Below are 16,850 nucleotides of genomic sequence, written 5' to 3'. Positions count from 1 at the left end.
ACAAGCCCGGGCATGACGACCTGTTACGAAGCGAAGATCGCTCCACGTCGTCATTGCGTTCGCAGCTACCGCCAGTGCAACAGCCGCGCCTCCAGCCAGCCGATCACCTTCCCCACCGCCAGCCCGAACACCGACAGGATCACCACGCCCGCGAGCAGCTGATCAGTCTGCATCAGATTGCCGGCCTGCAGAACGAAGGCGCCGATGCCGTATTGCGCGCCGATCATCTCGGCGCTGACGACGAGCAGCAGCGCGACTGAGGCGGTGATGCGGAAGCCGGCGAGGATCGCGGGCAGCGCGCCCGGCCAGATCACCTTGCGCACGATGGTGGCGAACGGAACGTTGAAGCTCTGCGCCATGCGGATGAGGTTGCGCGGCACCGCATCGACGCCGCTATAGACCGAGATCGCAGTCGAGAAGAACACGCCGAGCGCAATGGTCGCGATCTTTGGTTCTTCGCCGATGCCGAGCCAGAGGATCAACAGCGGCAGCAGCGCTATCTTCGGGATCGGGAACAGCGCCGAGATGAAGGTGATGCCGACGCCGCGCGCCAGCCGCGACAGGCCGATGGCAAAGCCGACGGCGACACCGGCCACCGTTCCCAGGAGCCAGCCGACGCCGATGCGCAGCAGCGAGGCCGAGACGTGCTGCCAGAGCGCGCCCGACACCGCGAGCTGGTAGATCGCGCGTGCGATCGCCAAGGGCGCCGGCAGGAACAGCGGATTGACGAGGCCGGCGCTGCCGGCGGCCTGCCAGATGGCGATGACGAACGCGAGCGCGATCCAGCCGCCGTAGCGGCTCGAGTCCGGCACGAAGCCCGCGCCGCGAAAGCGGACGGGCCGGGTCGGAGTGTCCTTCGCAATTTCGGCCGGCGCGCGATCAAGCATGCTGGACCTCGCGCTCGGCGTCGATCGCCTCGTTGCGGATCAGCGACCAGATCTGGTTCTGGAGCGCAAGCAGCCTTTCGCGCGCCGCCACTTCGCCGCGCGCCGCTCGCGTCATCGGCACGGTCACGACCTCGCGGATACGTCCCGGCCGCCGCGACAGCACCACGATTCGGTCGGCAAGCCGTGCGGCCTCTTCGAGATTGTGGGTGACGTAGACTGCACCCATGCCGCCATCGGCGAGCAGGCGGACAAAGTCTTCCATCAAGAGCTCGCGGGTCTGCGAATCCAGGGCCGAGAGCGGCTCGTCCATCAGCAGAATGGCAGGCCTTACCGCAAGCGCGCGCGAAATGCCGACGCGCTGGCGCATGCCGCCGGAGAGCTGCTTGGGATAGGTGGTGCGGAAATCGGTCAGGCCGGTGCGGCGCAGGGCGTCCTCGACCAGCGCACGGCGTTGCGCAGCGGTGAGCTGGGCGTGCAGCAGCGGGAATTCGACGTTCTCCTCCACCGTGGCCCAGGGCAGCAGCGCGAAATCCTGGAATACGAAGGTCAGCGGATTGAGACTGTCCGCCGCCGGCGCACCGCGCAACTCGGGCGCGCCGGAGGTCGGCTGCAACAGCCCGCCGAGGATCGACAGGAGCGTGCTCTTACCGCAACCCGATGGCCCGACGATCGCCACCACCTCGCCGGCGCTGACGGTGAAGGAGACATCGTCGAGCACGGCGAGATCGCCGAAGCGATGGGAGATGTGGTTGGCAATCAGGTCCATGCATAGCGCCTGCGTTCCTCACCCTCCCCTGGAGGGGCAGGGCAATCGCATGTGATCTCTCGGAAAGGTCTGAGCAAGCGCCTCGTCCTTCGAGACGACCGCTCCGCGGTCTCCTCAGGATGAGGCTTCGCTAGAGCGGTGTCCTTTGAAACTGCCGCTGCACACTCCGCCCTCATCCTGAGGGCCCGCCGGAGGCGGGCGTCTCGAAGGATGGCCGCAGGCGAGTTTCCCGCCGCGCTTCCATATGCGATCGACCTTCCCCCTCCAGGGGAGGGTGGCAGGTCGTCCGTCGCGAGAGTCCGCATCGTCAGCATCAATCCGCCTTCACGTAATCCTTGGCGATGATCGCATTGGCATCAAAACCCTTGTCGGCAAAGCCCTGCTCCTGGAGCCATTTGATCTGGTTGTCGACATTCTTGACGTCGAGCTTGCCGTCGGGATCGACATAGGCGCAATTGCCGACCACCTGCCCGACCGGCAAATTGGTGTATTTGGCGATGATCTCCAGCAGCGGTTTCGTCTGCTCGTTGATCGGCGCGATGCCGTCTTTCATCGCAGCGAGGATGATGTCGTGATATTCGCGATCGGCCCTAGCCAAAGCGCCTAACAATTTTGTGACCAGCGCCTTGTTGGTCAGCGTCTTCGGCGAGGCGAACACCGCTCCCAACTGCCACGGCGTCTCGTCGCCAACCCAGCCCAGGAACTTCGCGCCGCCTTCGTCCATCAGCTTTCGCGCCGTGGAGATCGGCAGCAGCGCGGCATCGACGGTCTCGCCCTTGAGCGCAGCGGCCGCATTCGACAGCGATTGCAGCGGCACGATCTTCACGTCGGCAAGCTTGAAGCCGTACTTGTCGGCGAGCAGGCCGAGCGAATAGTGAAAGCTCGATCCGACCTGCGTCACCGCCACGCGCTTGCCGGCGAGGTCCTTCGGCGTCTTCAGCCCGGCGGCATAGGCGTTGTTGCTGGCGAAATAGCCGATCAGGGGATAGCCGGGCTTCTCGCGGCTCATGCCGCCGATCACCTTCAAAACGCCCTTGCCGGCGAGATTGTAGAGACCCGCGGTGAAGGCGGTGACGCCGAAATCGACATCGCCTGAGGTCGTCGCCACCGCGATCGGTTGCGCCGCATCGAAGAATTTGAGCTCGACCTCCAGGCCGGCGTCGCGGAAATAGCCCTTGTCCTGCGCGATGAAAACGGGCGCGGAGGAGGACAGGCGGAGCACGCCGATCCTGGCCTTCAGCACGTCCTCGGCCCGCGCCGTGCCCATCGCCATGATCGCCACCAGGCCCGCTATCGCGAGCCGCGCCATCCCGATCATTCCAATTCCTCCGCCGTCGTTGTCTTGCAGTCCGCTACAGCCCTTCGGGGACGGCCTGGTCCCGCCCGATGAAGGCGCCCTGTTGCTTCAACGTTTCCTGCAATTTTTCAATGGGGATGTCACGCGGGATTCGGTTGCCGGAGAGCGCCAGCGCGGCTGCGGAACCGGCGGCCTCGCCCATCACGAAACAGGCACCGGAGACACGCGCCGCCGACTGGCCTTCATGTGTCATCGAGGCACAGCGGCCGGCGACCAGGAGATTGTCGACACCTTGGGGCACCAGCATCCGGTAGGGCAGCTCATTGTAGCCGCGCGATTCCGGAATTGGCGGGAATGTGAAGACGACGTCGCCGGGAACATGGGCCTCGATCGGCCAGCCATTGACGCCGATCGAATCCTCGAACGAGGCACAGCCGAGCACGTCCTCGCCGCTGAGCTGATAGCCGCCCTTGATGCGGCGCGTCTCGCGGATGCCGAGCTGCGGCGGCAGGTCGACGATGTAGGATTCTTCAAAGCCCGGCACGGCGCTGCGCAGGAATTCGAACGCGGCGAGCGCCTGCTTGCGGCCCTCGATCTCGCCGCGGGTGAGATCGTCGGGCTCGATGCCGTTGATGGCATGGCCGTCCTCGCGCGCGACTTGCGTAAAGTTCACGCGCCATTCGATGCCGGATTTTTGCGGCCGCACGATGGCGCTCTTGCGCGGGAATGTGTGCGTGCCGGCCGCGACCGCCTTCTCCATCAGCTGCGGGATGGTCCGCCAGGCCTCGCCCGCCTTCCCGGGATCGATGCCGTTGAGGCGGAGCATCATCGAGGGATAGAGCGGATGGCCCTGCTCGTCGCCGATCTCGAACGGCGCGCCGGCCCACACGGCGAGATCGCCATCGCCCGAGCAGTCGATGAAGATTTCCGATCGCACCGCCTGCCGGCCGGCCTTGGTCTCGACCAGCAGCGCGTCGATGCGGCGGTCATCGCCCATCACGACGCCTGCACCGAGCGCATGGAAGAGGATGTGCACCTTGTGACTGGCGAGAAGCTCGTCAGCGGCGATCTTGTACGCGGCGGTGTCATAGGCCTGCGCGAAGACCTTGCCGAGGATCAGATGCGGCGTGTTGAGGCCGTTCAGCCGGTCAATCCGCGCCAGCAGATCCGACGCCATGCCCTGCACCAGCCGCCGGTGCTCGCCATAGACATTGCCGTGCAGGCCGCAGAAATTGGTGACGCCGGCCGCGGTGCCCATGCCGCCGAGGAAGCCGTAGCGCTCGATCAGCAATGTCTTCCGTCCCGCGCGCGCCGCTGACGCTGCCGCGACGATGCCAGCCGGACCACCGCCGAGAACGACGACTTCGTATTCGCCATAGATCGGCACTTGTCGTGCCGGCTCCTCAATCATCGTGGCCCGCATGGCGCGTCCGCTCCCGAAATCTCTTGCTTGCGGGCGACTATGAATTAACGCGCGGCGAGCTACAATCCACCAAAATACGCGATCAGCTTTCGCGAATCGAGAAAGGTCGACATGGACATCCTGGTGAACCTTCAGGCCTTCCTCGCCACCGCGGATGCGGCCGGATTCTCCGCCGCTGCGCGAAAGCTTGATGTCTCGACCTCGGTCGTGGCCAAGCGCGTCACGCAACTGGAGGCCCGAATCGGCACGCCGCTGTTTCACCGTTCGACCCGGCAATTGCGGCTCACCGAAGCCGGGCAGCGCTATGTGCATCGCGCGCGTGGTGTCGTGGCCGACGCCGCCGACCTGCTCTCGCGCATGGGCGAGAAGGGCCACGATCTCGTCGATCATCTTCGCATCAAGGCCCCGACCTCGCTGACGGTGGCGCGCCTTGCAGATGCCTTCAGCGCCTTCCAGACGCAGAACCCGCGGCTGAAGCTCGAGATCGTGCTGATCGACCGTCCGGTCGATCCCGTCACCGAGGGATTTGACATCGCGATCGGCGCCTTCCCGCATTCCTTCGGCGGCGTCATCGACGAGCCGCTCTGTCCGCTGAAGCGGCTGCTCTGCGCCTCGCCGGCCTACTTGAAGAAACACGGCACGCCAAAACATCCACGTGATCTCGTCGAGCATCGCTGCCTCAGCTTCCTGCCGACGGGACCAGAATGGATCTTCGACGGGCCGCGCGGCCGCATCAGCATCCAGGTCAGCCCGCTGCTGTCCTCCAACGAAGGGCACGTGCTGGCGCGCAGTGCGATTGCCGGCAACGGCATCGCGCTGATCTCGCATTATCTCGTCGCGGGCTCTTTACGCGACGGCACGCTCAAGCCGGTGCTGCGCGACTTTCCGATTCCGGAATTGTGGGTGAAGGCCGCGATTCCCGAACGGCGCCGCAACGCCGCTGCGGTGCAGGCGCTGCTCACCCTCCTGAAAACGTCGCTGGCGCGGTCGCTGTGAGCCTTGCCAAGTGCGGCGCCGTAGCCCGCATGAGCAAAGCGATATGCGGGACTGCTCGCGACATTCCCGGATATCGCTTCGCTCATCCGGGCTACACGCTGCGGTCACAAGTTGGCAGTTGCCCTTGAACAACGGACCTGAGAGAAGCGTCGCCATGGATTCAATACTCGTGAGACTCAGCCTCGTCGCCCTGATCACCCTCGCGATCCCCGACGCTCACGCTGCGGCCATCGAGCAGAACTGCCGCTTCATCCAGGCCAAAGCCGAGCGGGAAGCCTGCTACAAGCGTCAGGAGGAAGATCTGGCTGCAAAGCGCAAGCCTGCACCTGCGACCGACGAGGGTAAGACACTCGAAACGATGCGCCAGCTGCGGCAGGACGACGACGCCGTCTATCGCAGCATCAGCAACATCTGCCGCGGCTGCTGACGTTCAGCTTTTTGCGCCGCCCCAATTCGCCGCACGCTTCTCCGCGAATGAGGCCAGCCCTTCCGCCGCCTCGGCGCTCTGGCGCTTGAGCGAATGCAGCTGCACGAGCCGCTCGTAGGCGGCATCGTCCACCGCCATGCCGCCGAACGAGCTTTCCAGCGCGAGTTTCTTGGTTTCAGCCATCGCGTCCGGCCCGTTGGCGAGCAATTGCTCGACCACCTTGCTGCCTGCAGCCTCGAGATCGGCGAGCGGCACCACCTCGTGGACGAGGCCGATGCGGCGGGCATCCTCGGCGCCGAAGCGCTCGCCGGTCAGCGCGTAACGGCGGACCTGCCGGACACCGATGGCGTCGCAGAGCTGCGGGATGATGATCGCCGCGGTCAGGCCCCAGCGCACTTCGGTGATCGAGAACAGGGCGTTGTCCGCGGCGATCACGACATCGCAGGCCGCGATCACGCCGGTACCGCCGCCAAAACAGCCGCCCTGCACCAGCGCGACGGTCGGGATCGGCAGCGTGTTGAGCCGCTGAACGGCCTCGAACGTCGCCCGCGACGCCGCTTCGTTCGCTTCAGCCGATTGCGGCCGCACGCCGTTGATCCATTTGAGGTCAGCGCCGGCCTGAAAATGCCTGCCGTTGCCCCTGAGCACGACGACGCGCAGGTTCGGCTTTCTGCCGAGATCGTCCATGGCCGCGAGCACGCCCGCGATCAACGCGCCGTCATAGGCGTTGTTGACCTCCGGCCGGTTCAACGTGACGGTCGCAACCCCACGCTCATCGAGAGTCCACAGGACGGGGCTGGCAGTCATCGGCGATCCTCCGGTCGGTCTGTTTGCTGCGCACTATGACCGAGACGGCGCGTCCTGATCCATATCTTTCCGGCGTGGGGCGGCCGCGTCCATCGCATGGCGGCTTGTGTCATGCTGGTGCCGGGGCGACACCTTAGGTACGGGACATCATCATGCGCATCTGCATTTTCGGCGCGGGCGCCGTCGGCAGCCACATTGCGGTACGGCTGGCGCGGGCCGGCCACGAGGTCAGCTGCGTGATGCGGGGGGCGCATCTGGAGGCGGCTCGCGCCAACGGGCTCAAGCTGCGCGTCGGCGATTCCGAGGTCGGCGCCAAGGTGAACGCATCGGGCGACCCGGCCCAGCTCGGCCCGCAGGACGTGGTGATCTCGACGCTGAAGGCCACCGCGCTTCCGGGGCTGGTCGGCAGCATCAAGCCGTTGCTCCAGGACGACACCGCGATCGTGTTCGCGCAGAACGGAATTCCCTGGTGGTACGGCATCGGCCTGCCGCCGCGGCACCCGACGCCGCCGGACATTTCCTTCCTCGATCCCGGCGGACGCTTGCGCGCCTGCATCCCGAAGGAACGCATCATCGGCGGCGTGATCTTCTCCTCCAACGAGGTGATCGCGCCGGGCGTGGTGCACAACCTCACGCCAGAGCGCAATCGCGTCTTGATCGGGGAATGCGACGACCGCCATTGCGAGCGCATCACCAGGCTGCGCGGCATCTTCAATGACGCGCGGCTGGAATCGCCGCCGGTGGCCGAGATCCGCGAGGCGATCTGGTCAAAGCTGCTGACCAACATGTCGCTGTCGGTGCTGTGCCTGCTCACCGGCCAGACCGCGCGTGGCGTGCGCGACGACCCCGCCTTTGCCGAGGTGATTCCACGCATGCTGAGCGAGGCCAACGAGATCGCTCAGCACTTCATTCCCGAGGTCAAGCGCGTGACCCGCAGCGGCTCCGCCCCCAATCACAAGCCGTCGCTGCTCCAGGATTACGAGCTTGGCCGCGCCATGGAAATCGACGTGCTGGTAAGGGCGCCCCAAGCCTTCGCGCGCACCGCCGGCCTGTCGACGCCGACGCTCGACCTGATCGCCGCGCTGGCGATTCAGAAGGCGCGCGACAAGGGGCTCTATGCGGCGTGAAGTTCAGGCGAGTTGGTCGATCCAGGCGGCCAGCGCATCGAGCACTTCCGTCAGCGCGTCGTCATTGCTGCGGCCCGACTTTTTCAGGACCGCGAAGGAGTGATCGCCGCCTTCGACTTCATGCAGCGTCGCCCTCGCGCCGAGCGTTTTGATCACGGGCCTGAGATGGCCGAGATCGGCAAGCCCGTCACGCGTGCCTTGCAGGAACAGCATGGGGATTGTGATACCGGCGAGGTGCTCGGCGCGCTCGCTCGACGGCTTCTTGTCGGCATGGAGGGGAAAGCCGAGGAAGGCGAGGCCTTTGACACCGGGCAGCGGGGACTTCGACTGCGCCTGCGAGGTCATGCGCCCGCCGAAGGACTTTCCGCCGGCGACGAGCTTCAATCCGGGACAGAGCCGCGCCGCCTCCTCCACCGCCGCGCGGATGGCGGCGTGCGCGACCGCAGGCTGGTCGGGACGCCCCTGCTTCTTCTCCATGTACGGAAAATTGAAGCGGAACGTCGCGATGCCACGCTCAGCGAGACCTGCTGCGACCTTCTCCATGAAGGAATGCCGCATATCGGCGCCCGCGCCGTGCGCCAGCACGTAGCAGGCGCGTGCACGGTCCGGCTGCGTCAGGATCGCCGAGACCGTCCCGATGCGCTCGATGTCGAGCTTGAGCTCGCGCGTCTCGACCAAGACTCACTATTCCCGAATGGATCAAGCCAATGGTACCTGCGCGACCGCGATCTGAAAACATGAAACTTCGCACGCTCGTCGCGGGCGTGCGCAGCTCGACGCGAGCGGAAGCCGTCAGCTCACCCGCCGTTCCCGGCCTTCCCAGAACGGCCGGCGCAGCTCGCGCTTCAGCACCTTGCCCGCGCCCGACAGCGGCAGCGGCGCCTCGGTGATCTCGATGCTGCGGGGACATTTATAGCCGGCAATCAACGTCTTCGTGAACTCGATCAGCTCGCCAGCCGAAACCTCCACGCCGCTGCGTCTGACCACGACGGCATGGACCTGCTCTCCCCATTGTTCATTGGGAATTCCGATGACGGCGCATTGCAGCACCGACGGATGCTGCGCGAGCGCGTTTTCGACCTCGACCGAGTACACATTCTCGCCGCCCGAGATGATCATGTCCTTCACGCGGTCGACGACATAGATGAACCCGTCCTCGTCCATGTAGCCGCCATCGCCCGTGTGCATCCAGCCGTCGACGACGGCGCGCGCGGTCTCCTCCGGTCGCTCCCAATAGCCCATCATCACGGTGTCGCCGCGCACCACGATCTCACCGACGGACCCTGCCGGCACCGGCCGGTCGTTCTCGTCGACGATCCGGACCTCGCAGCCGAGCGTGGCACGGCCGGCACCGCGATGACGTCCCTTTCTCCGGCCCTCCCCGACATGCTCGTCGGGGTGCAGCAGCGTCGCGATCGGCGACAATTCGGTCATGCCATAGGCCTGGGTGAAGCGCACATGCGGCAGTGCGCGCGCGGCACGGTCGAGCACCGCCTCGCTGATCGGCGAGGCCCCGTAGATGATATGCTTGAGCGAGGACAGGTCGTAGTTTCCGATCGCGGGGTGGTCGACGAACATCTGGATCATCGTGGGCACCAGCAGCACGTCGGTCACGCGCTCGTTCTGCATCGCGGCCATCACGCCTTCGGGCGTGAAGCCCTGGACGATCACGTTTGAGCCGCCGGAGAGCAGCAGCGAGTACATCGCCGCCCCGTTGGCGAGGTGAAACATTGGCGCCGCGTGCAGATAGGTCGTGCTCGCCGGAAACAGTCCTTCGCCGAGAGCATTGAGCGCGTTGGCCATCAGGTTCTGGTGGCTGAGCATGACGCCCTTAGAACGCCCGGTGGTGCCGCCGGTGTAGAAGATGCCGGCGAGATCCTCGCCCTTGCGCATGGCATCGGCGACCGGAGCGCTGCCCGCGACCAGATCCTCATAGCTCTCCATCCCGGCCGGCACCTCGCCGTCGTCGGCATAGATCAGCTTCAGCCCCGGAATGGCGCCGGCGAGCTGCGCGCCAACCTGCGCAAAGGCCTTGTCGACCAGCAGAACGGAGGCGCGGCAGTCGCGCAGCGCATCCTCGTTTTCCAGGGCGCTCCAGCGGATATTGAGCGGCACGATCACGCCGCCCGCCCAGCCGGTCGCCAGATAGAGCTCGAGGTAGCGATCCGAGTTGAAGGACAGCACGGCGACGCGATCGCCATCACTGACGCCGCGCGAGCGCAGCCCGCCGGCCAGCCTTGCAACGCGTTCGCCGAGCTCGCCCCAGCTGCGGCGCCGCTGGCCATAGACGGTGGCGAGCCCCTTCGGGTTGATCTGCAGCGCGCGCCGCAGTCCATGTGTGATGTTCATCGTGTTCCTCCTCCTGTGCGCTTCTTCCCTGTCGTCCCGCGCCCTGAGTTGCGCCGTTGCGGCGCTCTCGGCGTCTTCCTTGTCATCTGCTGCCGGCCCTCGTTCGCCAGGCCTTCCGTCAGCCGGACCGTGAACTCGTCGGCGATTTCGCTCGGCGACAGTCCGCCGTCACGGCGATACCAGTGGCCGATCCAGTTGAGCGCGCCCGCGATCGCGAACGCTGCAAGCTTGGGATCGCAAGGCCTGATCGAACCGTCGTCGATGCCCCCGGCGATGTACTGTCGGAACGTGGCGTCGATGCGCTTCTTGGCGGCGCGCGCGACCCCGGCGTTCCGCTCTGTCAGGTCGCGCAGGTCGAAACGCACCAGGCTCGCGCCGAAATCGGTCGCCATCAGCCCGGCATAGGCGTGCACCAGCTTGCGCAGCTTGGAAAGGCCCGAACCGCCGCCGGCATTGATCTCCGTGATGACGCTGTCGACGAGCTCGGCGCCCATCGACCAGCATTCGAACAGGATCTCGTCCTTGCCTCGGAAGTAATTATAGAGCGCGGGCTTGGTGATGTTCAGCCGTTCGGCGACCTCGTTCAGCGTCACGCGATGATAGCCTTGTTCCAGGAACAGCTGCACGGCGGCGCGCAGCACCGCCTCGCGCTTCTCGTCGCGGGCGCGGCGGCGGCTCTCGAACGGCAGCCAGGGCGAAGGCGGCGATGAGGGCGGAGCGGGCGGCGCTGAATCCATGCTTGATCGGTTGACTCCGGAGGACATAGGTCGATATGTTACCCACGGGTAAGAAAAAGTCCAATGGGTAATTTATTCGGAGGAAGCCATGTCTGACGTCATCGTCGCAGGGGTCGGCATGATCCCCTTCGCCAAGCCGGGCGCCAGCGCGCCCTATCACGAGATGGGGACGGAAGCGGCCAGGCTCGCGCTTGCCGACGCAGGGCTCGGCTACGAGACGATCGAGCAGGCCTATGTCGGATACGTCTACGGCGATTCCACCTGCGGGCAGCGCGCGCTCTACCATGTCGGGATGACCGGCATCCCCATCGTCAACGTCAACAACAACTGCTCGACCGGCTCGACCGCGCTGTTCATGGCGCGGCAGATGATCGCGAGCGGCGCGCTCGACTGCGTGCTGGCGGTCGGCTTCGAGCAGATGAAGCCCGGCGCGCTCGGCAGCGTCTATACTGATCGCCCGAGCGCGTTCGAGGAGTTCGACGCGGCTGCCGACCAGCTGATCGACGCCCCCGGCATTCCGCTGGCGCTGCGCTATTTCGGCGGCGCCGGGCTCAGCCACATGAAGAAATACGGCACCCCGCTCGATGCTTTCGCCAAGGTGCGCGCCAAGGCGAGCCGCCATGCCAGGAACAACCCGCTCGCGCTCTTCCGCAAGGAAGTCACGGCCGACGACGTGATGAACGACCAGGTGATCTGGCCGGGGGTGATGACGCGCCTGATGGCGTGCCCGCCGACCTGCGGCGGCGCCGCCGCCGTGCTGGTGTCCGAGCGGCTCGCGGACCGGCATGGCATCGGCAAGCAGGTGCGCATCGCGGCGCAGGCCATGACCACCGACACGGCCTCGACCTTCAAGGCCGGCGACATGATGCAGCTGGTCGGCTACGACATGGCCAAAGAGGCGGCAAGGCGCGTTTATGAAAGCGCCGGCATCGGGCCCGAAGATCTCGACGTCGTCGAGCTGCACGACTGCTTTGCCCACAACGAGCTCATCACCTACGAGGCGCTCGGCCTCTGCGGCGAGGGCGAGGCCGGCAAGTTCATCAACGACGGGGACAACACCTATGGCGGCCGGATCGTGACCAATCCGTCCGGCGGATTGCTGTCGAAGGGACATCCGCTCGGCGCCACCGGGCTTGCGCAGTGCTACGAGCTGACCCGGCAGTTGCGCGGCACGGCAGGTCCCACGCAGGTCGAGGGCGCCAAGGTCGCGCTCCAGCACAATCTGGGCCTCGGCGGCGCCTGCGTCGTCACGCTCTACCAGCGGCACTGATCTCCGCCATGGTCGATCAGTCCGCCGTAGGGCGCAGCTTCACGCCCGTCACCGCGCGCGTGGAGCCCGGCCGTCTTCGCTACTTCCTGAATACGCTGGGTGAACAGAATCCGGTCTACCGCGACGCAGACGCTGCGCACGCGGCCGGATTTGCCGGCACGCCGGTGCCGCCGACCTATTTGTTCTGCCTGGAAATGATGGACGCCGAGGACCCGTTCGAAATGTTCGCCGCGCTGGGCATCGACCTCGGCCGCGTGCTGCATGGCGAGCAGAGCTTCGTCTATCACGCGCCGGTTCTGGTCGGCGACGTCCTGACGTTTCGGCCGCGCGTGACGAGCGTAACGGAGAAGAAGGGCGGCGCGATGACGCTGATCGGCATTCGGTGCGAGGTGACCAACCAGGACGGCGTGCATGTCGCCGACACCACGCGCACCATCGTCGTCCGCAACAAGGTGGCGTCGTGATGGCATCTGCAGACATCAAGGCCGGCGACCGCATCGTCCACAAGGTCTTTCCGCCGATCACCCGCCACACACTCGCGCTCTATTGCGGCGCATCGGGCGATCACAACCCGATCCACGTCGATATCGACTTTGCCAAGGCGGCCGGATTTCCGGACGTGTTCGCCCACGGCATGCTGGTGATGGCCTATCTCGGGCAGGCGCTCACGGATGTGGTGCCGCCGTCGCGGCTCCGCAGTTTTGCGACCCGGTTCGTCGCGATCACCCAGCTCGGCGCCAAGCTGACTTGCGAAGGCACCGTGACCGAGATCTTCGCCGAAGATGGCGAGCGTCGCGCAAGGCTCGCGCTTACCACCAGGGACGATCGCGGCGAGGTCAAGCTCGAAGGCAGCGCCGTCGTCGCGCTGTGACAGCAGGAGGACACATCCAAAATGGCAAAACTGCAAGGAAAGGTCGCGCTCGTCACCGGCTCGGGCCGCGGCATCGGGCGCGCGATCGCACTCAAACTCGCGCGCGAAGGCGCCAAGGTGATCGTCAACGATCTCGATGCCGAGCCCGGCAACGCCGTGGTCGCGGAGATCAAGGCGCTCGGCGGCGACGCCGTCGCAGTGAACGGCAGCGTCTCGGAAACGGGTTTCGCCGACCGTTTCGTCGGCGCCGCGCTGGAGAAGCTCGGCGGGCTCGACATCATCGTCAACAATGCCGGGTACACCTGGGACTCCACCATCCAGAAGATGACGGACGAGCAGTTTCAGGCCATGCTCGACGTCCATCTCGTCGCGCCGTTCCGGATCCTGCGCGCGGCCGCCGAGCCGATCCGCGTCTTTGCCAGGAAGGAAGCCGAGGAGGGACGCGAGGTGTTCCGCAAAGTCGTGAACATCTCCTCGATCGCTGGCCTCTACGGCAATGCCGGACAGGCAAGCTATTCCTCGGCCAAGGCCTCGCTGATCGGGTTGACCCGAACCATGTGCAAGGAGTGGGGCCGCTACAAGGTCAACGTCAATTGCGTCGCCTTCGGCCTCATCAACACCCGTCTGACCCAGCCGATCGAGGCGCAGCAGAAGACCATCGACGTCGCCGGCCGCGACATCAAGGTGGGCGTGCAGCCGCACATGCTGGAGGCCATGTCGCGCATGATCCCGCTCGGCCGCGGCGGCACGCCGGAAGAGGCAGCCGACGCCGTCTATCTGTTCTGCAGCCCGGAATCCAACTATATCAGCGGCCAGGTGGTGGTCGCCGGTGGCGGCCTGATTGTCTGAGAGCGAGGCGCTGATGCAATACCGATCGTCGTGGATGACCGAAGAGCTGGACACGTTCCGCGACCAGTTCCGGAAATATCTCGCCAAGGACCTGGCGCCGCACGCGGAGAAATGGCGCGAGCAGAAGATGGTCGACCGCTTCGCCTGGCGCGGGCTCGGCGAGATGGGCGCGCTGCTGGCCAGCGTGCCGGAGGAGTATGGCGGCCTGGGCGCCACCTTCGCCTATGACGCAGCGGTGCTGGAAGACCTCGAAAGCACGGTGCCGGAGATGACGACCGGCGTCTCCGTGCACAGCGCCATCGTCGCGCATTACATCCTCAACTACGGCTCCGAGGAGCAGAAGAAGCGCTGGCTGCCGAATATGGCCTCGGGCGAGATGGTCGGCGCCATCGCCATGACCGAGCCCGGCACCGGCTCGGACCTCCAGGCCGTCAAGACCACGGCGAAGAAGCAGGGCAATTCCTACGTCATCAACGGCCAGAAGACCTTCATCACCAACGGCCAGGCCGCCGACCTCGTCATCGTGGTCGCGCGCACCGGCGACGCTGGTGCCAAGGGCATTTCGCTGATCGTGGTCGAGACCGCGGGCGCGGACGGCTACAAGCGCGGGCGCAACCTCGACAAGATCGGGCTGCATGCGTCCGATACGTCAGAGCTGTTCTTCGACAACGTGACCGTGCCGCCGGAAAACCTGCTCGGCAAGGAAGAGGGCCAGGGCTTCGTCCAGCTGATGCAGCAATTGCCGCAGGAACGGCTCGCGCTTGCGGTCGGCGCCGTCGCCTCGATGGAGCGCGCGGTCAAGCTCACCACCGACTACACCAAGGAGCGCAAGGCATTCGGCAAGCCGCTGATGGATTTCCAGAACACCGCCTTCACGCTGGCCGAGCGCAAGACCGAGGCGATGATCGCGCGCGTGTTCGTGGACTGGTGCATCGAGCGCCTGATCGCCAAGGACCTCGACACCGTCACGGCCTCGATGGCGAAATATTGGTGCTCGGAGAAGCAGGTCGAGACCGCCGATGAATGCCTGCAGCTGTTCGGCGGCTACGGCTACATGCAGGAATACCCGATCTCGCGCATCTTCATCGATTCGCGCATCCAGAAGATCTATGGCGGCACCAACGAGATCATGAAGCTGCTGATCGCGAGGTCGCTGTAACCCCAGGCGTCAGCTGCTCGCCTTCGCGCGCCAGTCGCGCGGCCGGCAGCCGAAGCGCTGCTTGAAGCGCCGGGTGAAGTGGGAGAGGTCCGAAAAGCCCCAGTCGAACGCGATGGTGCCGATCGCACGGTCCGCCGTTGCGGGATCCCTGAGATCCCTGGCCGCGCCGTCGAGCCGATGGTCGATGACGTAGTCGGTGAAGCTGGAGCCTGATCGTGCCAGCAGCTTGTGCACGTAGCGCTCGCTGATGCCCACGACCTCGGCGACATCGGCAACCGCAAGGCCGGGCTCACGGAGCCGCCGGTGAATGGCACGCTTCAACGCCAGCGTGGTTGCGTCGGCAAGACCCTCGGCCTCCGCGGCGCCTGCCCGGCTGCGCCGCGACAGGCTCACGGCGACCAGTTCGATCAACGCCCGGAACAGCCGCACGCCCTCGTCCTCGGTCAGGCGCAGCGCCCCGTCGCAGAGCGTGCGCGCCGTCTCGGCGATGAGATGGCCAACATAGGGGTCATCGGAGACGCGCGCCGCAGCGACGTCAAACGAGGCGGGCAGCCGTTCCCGCAGGGCCTCTGCCGGCACCCAGAACGAAGCGACGCGCAATTGCGGACCACGATCATGCAGAAGCGCAAACCGCCGATCGCTGTCGAAGATGCCGACCTGTCCGGGCGACAGGCTGATCTCGCGATCCCCCTGCTGAATGCGACAGCGGCCCTCCAGCTTCAGGTTGAGGTAGAAGCAACTGCGGTCGGATTCCGCGATGTCGGCCGCAGAGCGCCGCACCACGTGCTCGGGAAAGCTGACGCGGTTGATCGCGGCATCGCCGAGACGGACGTGCTCGACACTGGCGGGAAAGCCGGGCGCGGCCGCCGGCTCGGGCGTCAGGTTCATGAAGGCCTGGCAGATCGCCTCGCGATAATAGGCGAACTGCTCCGCCGGCCGCACACCCGCGGTGTCCCAGGCCGATTGCCGTGACGGCATGGCATGCTCGACCTGCTGCATCGGTTCACTCCGAGACCAATCCGGTTCACTCCCAGCCAAGCGCCAAACGAGCCGCCAGTCCACAATTGACGCGCGGCAGCGCCGTACCGGCCGGAACGGCGCTGCCTCGATCTAACCATATCCTCGGGAGGAGCCACAACATGTCGACCTACGTTCTCGTCCATGGCGCCTGGCACACCGGCGCCGAGTTCGAGCCCGTCGCCGCCCCGATCCGCGCGGCCGGCCATCAGGTCCATACCCCCACCATCAGGGGCAACCGTCCGGGCGATGCCAAGACGACAGGGCTCAAGGAGGCGATCCAGTCGATCGCCGACTATCTCGCCGAAAACGATCTGAAGGACGTCATCCTGCTCGGCCATTCCTATGGCGGCATGGTCATCACCGGCGTCGCCGATCTCGCGCCCGAGCGCATCCGCCGCCTGGTGTACTGGAACGCCTTCGTGCCCAACAACGGCGAATGCCTCAACGACATGGTGCCGCCGCACTATATCGGGCTGTTCGATGCGATCGCGGCCGAGCGAGGCGACGGCTCGGTGGTCTTGCCCTTCCCGATCTGGCGCGAAGCCTTCATCAACGATGCCGATATCGAGCTGGCGCAGCGCGCCTACGACGTCCTCAATCCGCATCCGCTGGCGACCTTCACCGACAAGATCGCGCTCAAGACCAATCCCGCCGAGATGCCGCTGGCCAAATCCTACATCAACTGCACCGAGGATACCGCGCTGCCGCACAGCCATGGCTGGCATCCGCGCCTGTCGGAGAAGCTCGGCCTGTTCCGCCTGGTGCAGGTGCCGGGAAGCCACGAGCTGTGCTTCTCCGATCCGGCACGGCTCGCGAGAGCGATCATGGAGGCGGGACGGGACTGACGGCGCGCCCTGTGCTCGCT

The 16,850-nt window shown here is 65.9% G+C and carries 18 protein-coding genes; 9 read left to right on the top strand and 9 right to left on the bottom strand.

Annotation, left to right across the window (positions count from 1 at the left end; genetic code table 11):
• Positions 1-65 precede the first annotated feature (65 nt).
• From ACM42_RS30445 to ACM42_RS30430, 4 genes are all read right to left on the bottom strand, one after another.
• A complete protein-coding gene (locus ACM42_RS30445) occupies positions 66-887 on the bottom strand; it encodes an ABC transporter permease (RefSeq protein ID WP_271531305.1) in 822 nt (273 codons plus the stop codon).
• Positions 880-1,653, bottom strand: coding sequence for an ABC transporter ATP-binding protein (locus tag ACM42_RS30440; RefSeq protein ID WP_271531304.1), 774 nt, complete (start codon positions 1,651-1,653; stop codon positions 880-882). The genes ACM42_RS30445 and ACM42_RS30440 overlap by 8 nt, the downstream gene beginning before the upstream one ends.
• A 313-nt stretch (positions 1,654-1,966) precedes the next feature.
• Positions 1,967-2,971, bottom strand: a complete 1,005-nt coding sequence (locus ACM42_RS30435) for an ABC transporter substrate-binding protein (protein WP_271531303.1) — start codon at positions 2,969-2,971, stop codon at positions 1,967-1,969.
• A gap of 34 nt (positions 2,972-3,005) precedes the next feature.
• The gene (locus ACM42_RS30430; protein WP_271531302.1) at positions 3,006-4,373 is read right to left on the bottom strand and encodes an FAD-dependent oxidoreductase; all 1,368 of its coding nucleotides are present in this window, start codon (positions 4,371-4,373) and stop codon (positions 3,006-3,008) included.
• 111 nt (positions 4,374-4,484) lie between these two features.
• Here ACM42_RS30430 and ACM42_RS30425 point away from each other — a divergent pair, with 111 nt between their 5' ends.
• Together ACM42_RS30425 and ACM42_RS30420 are read left to right on the top strand one after the other, a co-directional pair.
• Positions 4,485-5,369: a LysR family transcriptional regulator gene (locus ACM42_RS30425; RefSeq protein WP_271531301.1), complete on the top strand. Its 885-nt coding sequence runs from the start codon at positions 4,485-4,487 to the stop codon at positions 5,367-5,369.
• Between the two features lie 154 nt (positions 5,370-5,523).
• A complete protein-coding gene (locus ACM42_RS30420) occupies positions 5,524-5,796 on the top strand; it encodes a hypothetical protein (RefSeq protein WP_271531300.1) in 273 nt (90 codons plus the stop codon).
• A 3-nt stretch (positions 5,797-5,799) separates the two neighbouring features.
• On the opposite strand, the gene ACM42_RS30415 is transcribed toward ACM42_RS30420, so the two are convergent.
• The gene (locus ACM42_RS30415) at positions 5,800-6,603 is read right to left on the bottom strand and encodes an enoyl-CoA hydratase-related protein (protein ID WP_271531299.1); all 804 of its coding nucleotides are present in this window, start codon (positions 6,601-6,603) and stop codon (positions 5,800-5,802) included.
• Positions 6,604-6,755: 152 nt separating this feature from the next.
• Between ACM42_RS30415 and ACM42_RS30410 the strand changes: the two genes are divergently transcribed.
• Positions 6,756-7,730 carry a ketopantoate reductase family protein gene (locus ACM42_RS30410; RefSeq protein ID WP_271531298.1) on the top strand — a complete coding sequence of 325 codons (975 nt, stop codon included), beginning with the start codon at positions 6,756-6,758 and terminating at the stop codon, positions 7,728-7,730.
• Between the two features lie 3 nt (positions 7,731-7,733).
• Here ACM42_RS30410 and ACM42_RS30405 read toward each other — a convergent pair whose 3' ends face one another.
• The 3 genes from ACM42_RS30405 to ACM42_RS30395 all read right to left on the bottom strand — a co-directional run bounded on the left by ACM42_RS30405 (position 7,734) and on the right by ACM42_RS30395 (position 10,816).
• Positions 7,734-8,408 (bottom strand): alpha/beta hydrolase family protein, encoded by a 675-nt coding sequence (locus tag ACM42_RS30405; RefSeq protein WP_271531297.1) that lies wholly within the window; start codon positions 8,406-8,408, stop codon positions 7,734-7,736.
• A 114-nt stretch (positions 8,409-8,522) separates the two neighbouring features.
• On the bottom strand, positions 8,523-10,079 hold the full coding sequence (locus ACM42_RS30400; protein WP_271531296.1) for a long-chain-fatty-acid--CoA ligase: 1,557 nt from the start codon (positions 10,077-10,079) through the stop codon (positions 8,523-8,525).
• Positions 10,076-10,816, bottom strand: coding sequence for a TetR/AcrR family transcriptional regulator (locus ACM42_RS30395; protein WP_271531295.1), 741 nt, complete (start codon positions 10,814-10,816; stop codon positions 10,076-10,078). Before ACM42_RS30395 ends, ACM42_RS30400 begins: the two co-directional genes overlap by 4 nt.
• An 88-nt stretch (positions 10,817-10,904) precedes the next feature.
• Here ACM42_RS30395 and ACM42_RS30390 point away from each other — a divergent pair, with 88 nt between their 5' ends.
• The 5 genes from ACM42_RS30390 to ACM42_RS30370 are packed head-to-tail and all read left to right on the top strand — an operon-like array spanning position 10,905 to position 14,965.
• Positions 10,905-12,086 (top strand): lipid-transfer protein, encoded by a 1,182-nt coding sequence (locus ACM42_RS30390; RefSeq protein WP_271531294.1) that lies wholly within the window; start codon positions 10,905-10,907, stop codon positions 12,084-12,086.
• A gap of 8 nt (positions 12,087-12,094) precedes the next feature.
• Entirely contained in the window at positions 12,095-12,550 is a 456-nt protein-coding gene (locus tag ACM42_RS30385; protein WP_271531293.1) for a MaoC family dehydratase N-terminal domain-containing protein, read from the top strand.
• Positions 12,550-12,957 (top strand): MaoC family dehydratase, encoded by a 408-nt coding sequence (locus tag ACM42_RS30380; protein ID WP_271531292.1) that lies wholly within the window; start codon positions 12,550-12,552, stop codon positions 12,955-12,957. The genes ACM42_RS30385 and ACM42_RS30380 overlap by 1 nt, the downstream gene beginning before the upstream one ends.
• Before the next feature lie 21 nt (positions 12,958-12,978).
• The gene (locus ACM42_RS30375; RefSeq protein ID WP_271531291.1) at positions 12,979-13,806 is read left to right on the top strand and encodes an SDR family NAD(P)-dependent oxidoreductase; all 828 of its coding nucleotides are present in this window, start codon (positions 12,979-12,981) and stop codon (positions 13,804-13,806) included.
• A 13-nt stretch (positions 13,807-13,819) separates the two neighbouring features.
• The gene (locus tag ACM42_RS30370) at positions 13,820-14,965 is read left to right on the top strand and encodes an acyl-CoA dehydrogenase family protein (RefSeq protein WP_271531290.1); all 1,146 of its coding nucleotides are present in this window, start codon (positions 13,820-13,822) and stop codon (positions 14,963-14,965) included.
• Positions 14,966-14,974: 9 nt separating this feature from the next.
• On the opposite strand, the gene ACM42_RS30365 is transcribed toward ACM42_RS30370, so the two are convergent.
• The gene (locus tag ACM42_RS30365) at positions 14,975-15,964 is read right to left on the bottom strand and encodes a helix-turn-helix domain-containing protein (protein ID WP_271531289.1); all 990 of its coding nucleotides are present in this window, start codon (positions 15,962-15,964) and stop codon (positions 14,975-14,977) included.
• A gap of 140 nt (positions 15,965-16,104) precedes the next feature.
• On the opposite strand from ACM42_RS30365, the gene ACM42_RS30360 reads away from it, so the two are divergent.
• Entirely contained in the window at positions 16,105-16,830 is a 726-nt protein-coding gene (locus ACM42_RS30360; RefSeq protein ID WP_271531288.1) for an alpha/beta fold hydrolase, read from the top strand.
• Positions 16,831-16,850: the final 20 nt, after the last annotated feature.

It is taken from the genome of Bradyrhizobium sp. CCBAU 25338, from assembly GCF_028128965.1.
GTDB classification, from domain to species: domain Bacteria; phylum Pseudomonadota; class Alphaproteobacteria; order Rhizobiales; family Xanthobacteraceae; genus Bradyrhizobium; species Bradyrhizobium liaoningense.
The sequence above is the reverse complement of the archived record's forward strand: the minus strand, read 5'-3'. Positions and strand labels throughout refer to the sequence as shown.

What these genes read in the sequence shown, in the direction of transcription:
- ACM42_RS30445 (WP_271531305.1), bottom strand. Translation starts at nt 887, where the DNA reads ATGCTTGATCGCGCGCCGGCCGAAATTGCGAAGGACACTCCGACCCGG.
- ACM42_RS30440 (WP_271531304.1), bottom strand. Translation starts at nt 1,653, where the DNA reads ATGGACCTGATTGCCAACCACATCTCCCATCGCTTCGGCGATCTCGCC.
- ACM42_RS30435 (WP_271531303.1), bottom strand. Translation starts at nt 2,971, where the DNA reads ATGATCGGGATGGCGCGGCTCGCGATAGCGGGCCTGGTGGCGATCATG.
- ACM42_RS30430 (WP_271531302.1), bottom strand. Translation starts at nt 4,373, where the DNA reads ATGCGGGCCACGATGATTGAGGAGCCGGCACGACAAGTGCCGATCTAT.
- ACM42_RS30425 (WP_271531301.1), top strand. Translation starts at nt 4,485, where the DNA reads ATGGACATCCTGGTGAACCTTCAGGCCTTCCTCGCCACCGCGGATGCG.
- ACM42_RS30420 (WP_271531300.1), top strand. Translation starts at nt 5,524, where the DNA reads ATGGATTCAATACTCGTGAGACTCAGCCTCGTCGCCCTGATCACCCTC.
- ACM42_RS30415 (WP_271531299.1), bottom strand. Translation starts at nt 6,603, where the DNA reads ATGACTGCCAGCCCCGTCCTGTGGACTCTCGATGAGCGTGGGGTTGCG.
- ACM42_RS30410 (WP_271531298.1), top strand. Translation starts at nt 6,756, where the DNA reads ATGCGCATCTGCATTTTCGGCGCGGGCGCCGTCGGCAGCCACATTGCG.
- ACM42_RS30400 (WP_271531296.1), bottom strand. Translation starts at nt 10,079, where the DNA reads ATGAACATCACACATGGACTGCGGCGCGCGCTGCAGATCAACCCGAAG.
- ACM42_RS30395 (WP_271531295.1), bottom strand. Translation starts at nt 10,816, where the DNA reads ATGGATTCAGCGCCGCCCGCTCCGCCCTCATCGCCGCCTTCGCCCTGG.
- ACM42_RS30390 (WP_271531294.1), top strand. Translation starts at nt 10,905, where the DNA reads ATGTCTGACGTCATCGTCGCAGGGGTCGGCATGATCCCCTTCGCCAAG.
- ACM42_RS30385 (WP_271531293.1), top strand. Translation starts at nt 12,095, where the DNA reads ATGGTCGATCAGTCCGCCGTAGGGCGCAGCTTCACGCCCGTCACCGCG.
- ACM42_RS30380 (WP_271531292.1), top strand. Translation starts at nt 12,550, where the DNA reads ATGGCATCTGCAGACATCAAGGCCGGCGACCGCATCGTCCACAAGGTC.
- ACM42_RS30375 (WP_271531291.1), top strand. Translation starts at nt 12,979, where the DNA reads ATGGCAAAACTGCAAGGAAAGGTCGCGCTCGTCACCGGCTCGGGCCGC.
- ACM42_RS30370 (WP_271531290.1), top strand. Translation starts at nt 13,820, where the DNA reads ATGCAATACCGATCGTCGTGGATGACCGAAGAGCTGGACACGTTCCGC.
- ACM42_RS30365 (WP_271531289.1), bottom strand. Translation starts at nt 15,964, where the DNA reads ATGCAGCAGGTCGAGCATGCCATGCCGTCACGGCAATCGGCCTGGGAC.
- ACM42_RS30360 (WP_271531288.1), top strand. Translation starts at nt 16,105, where the DNA reads ATGTCGACCTACGTTCTCGTCCATGGCGCCTGGCACACCGGCGCCGAG.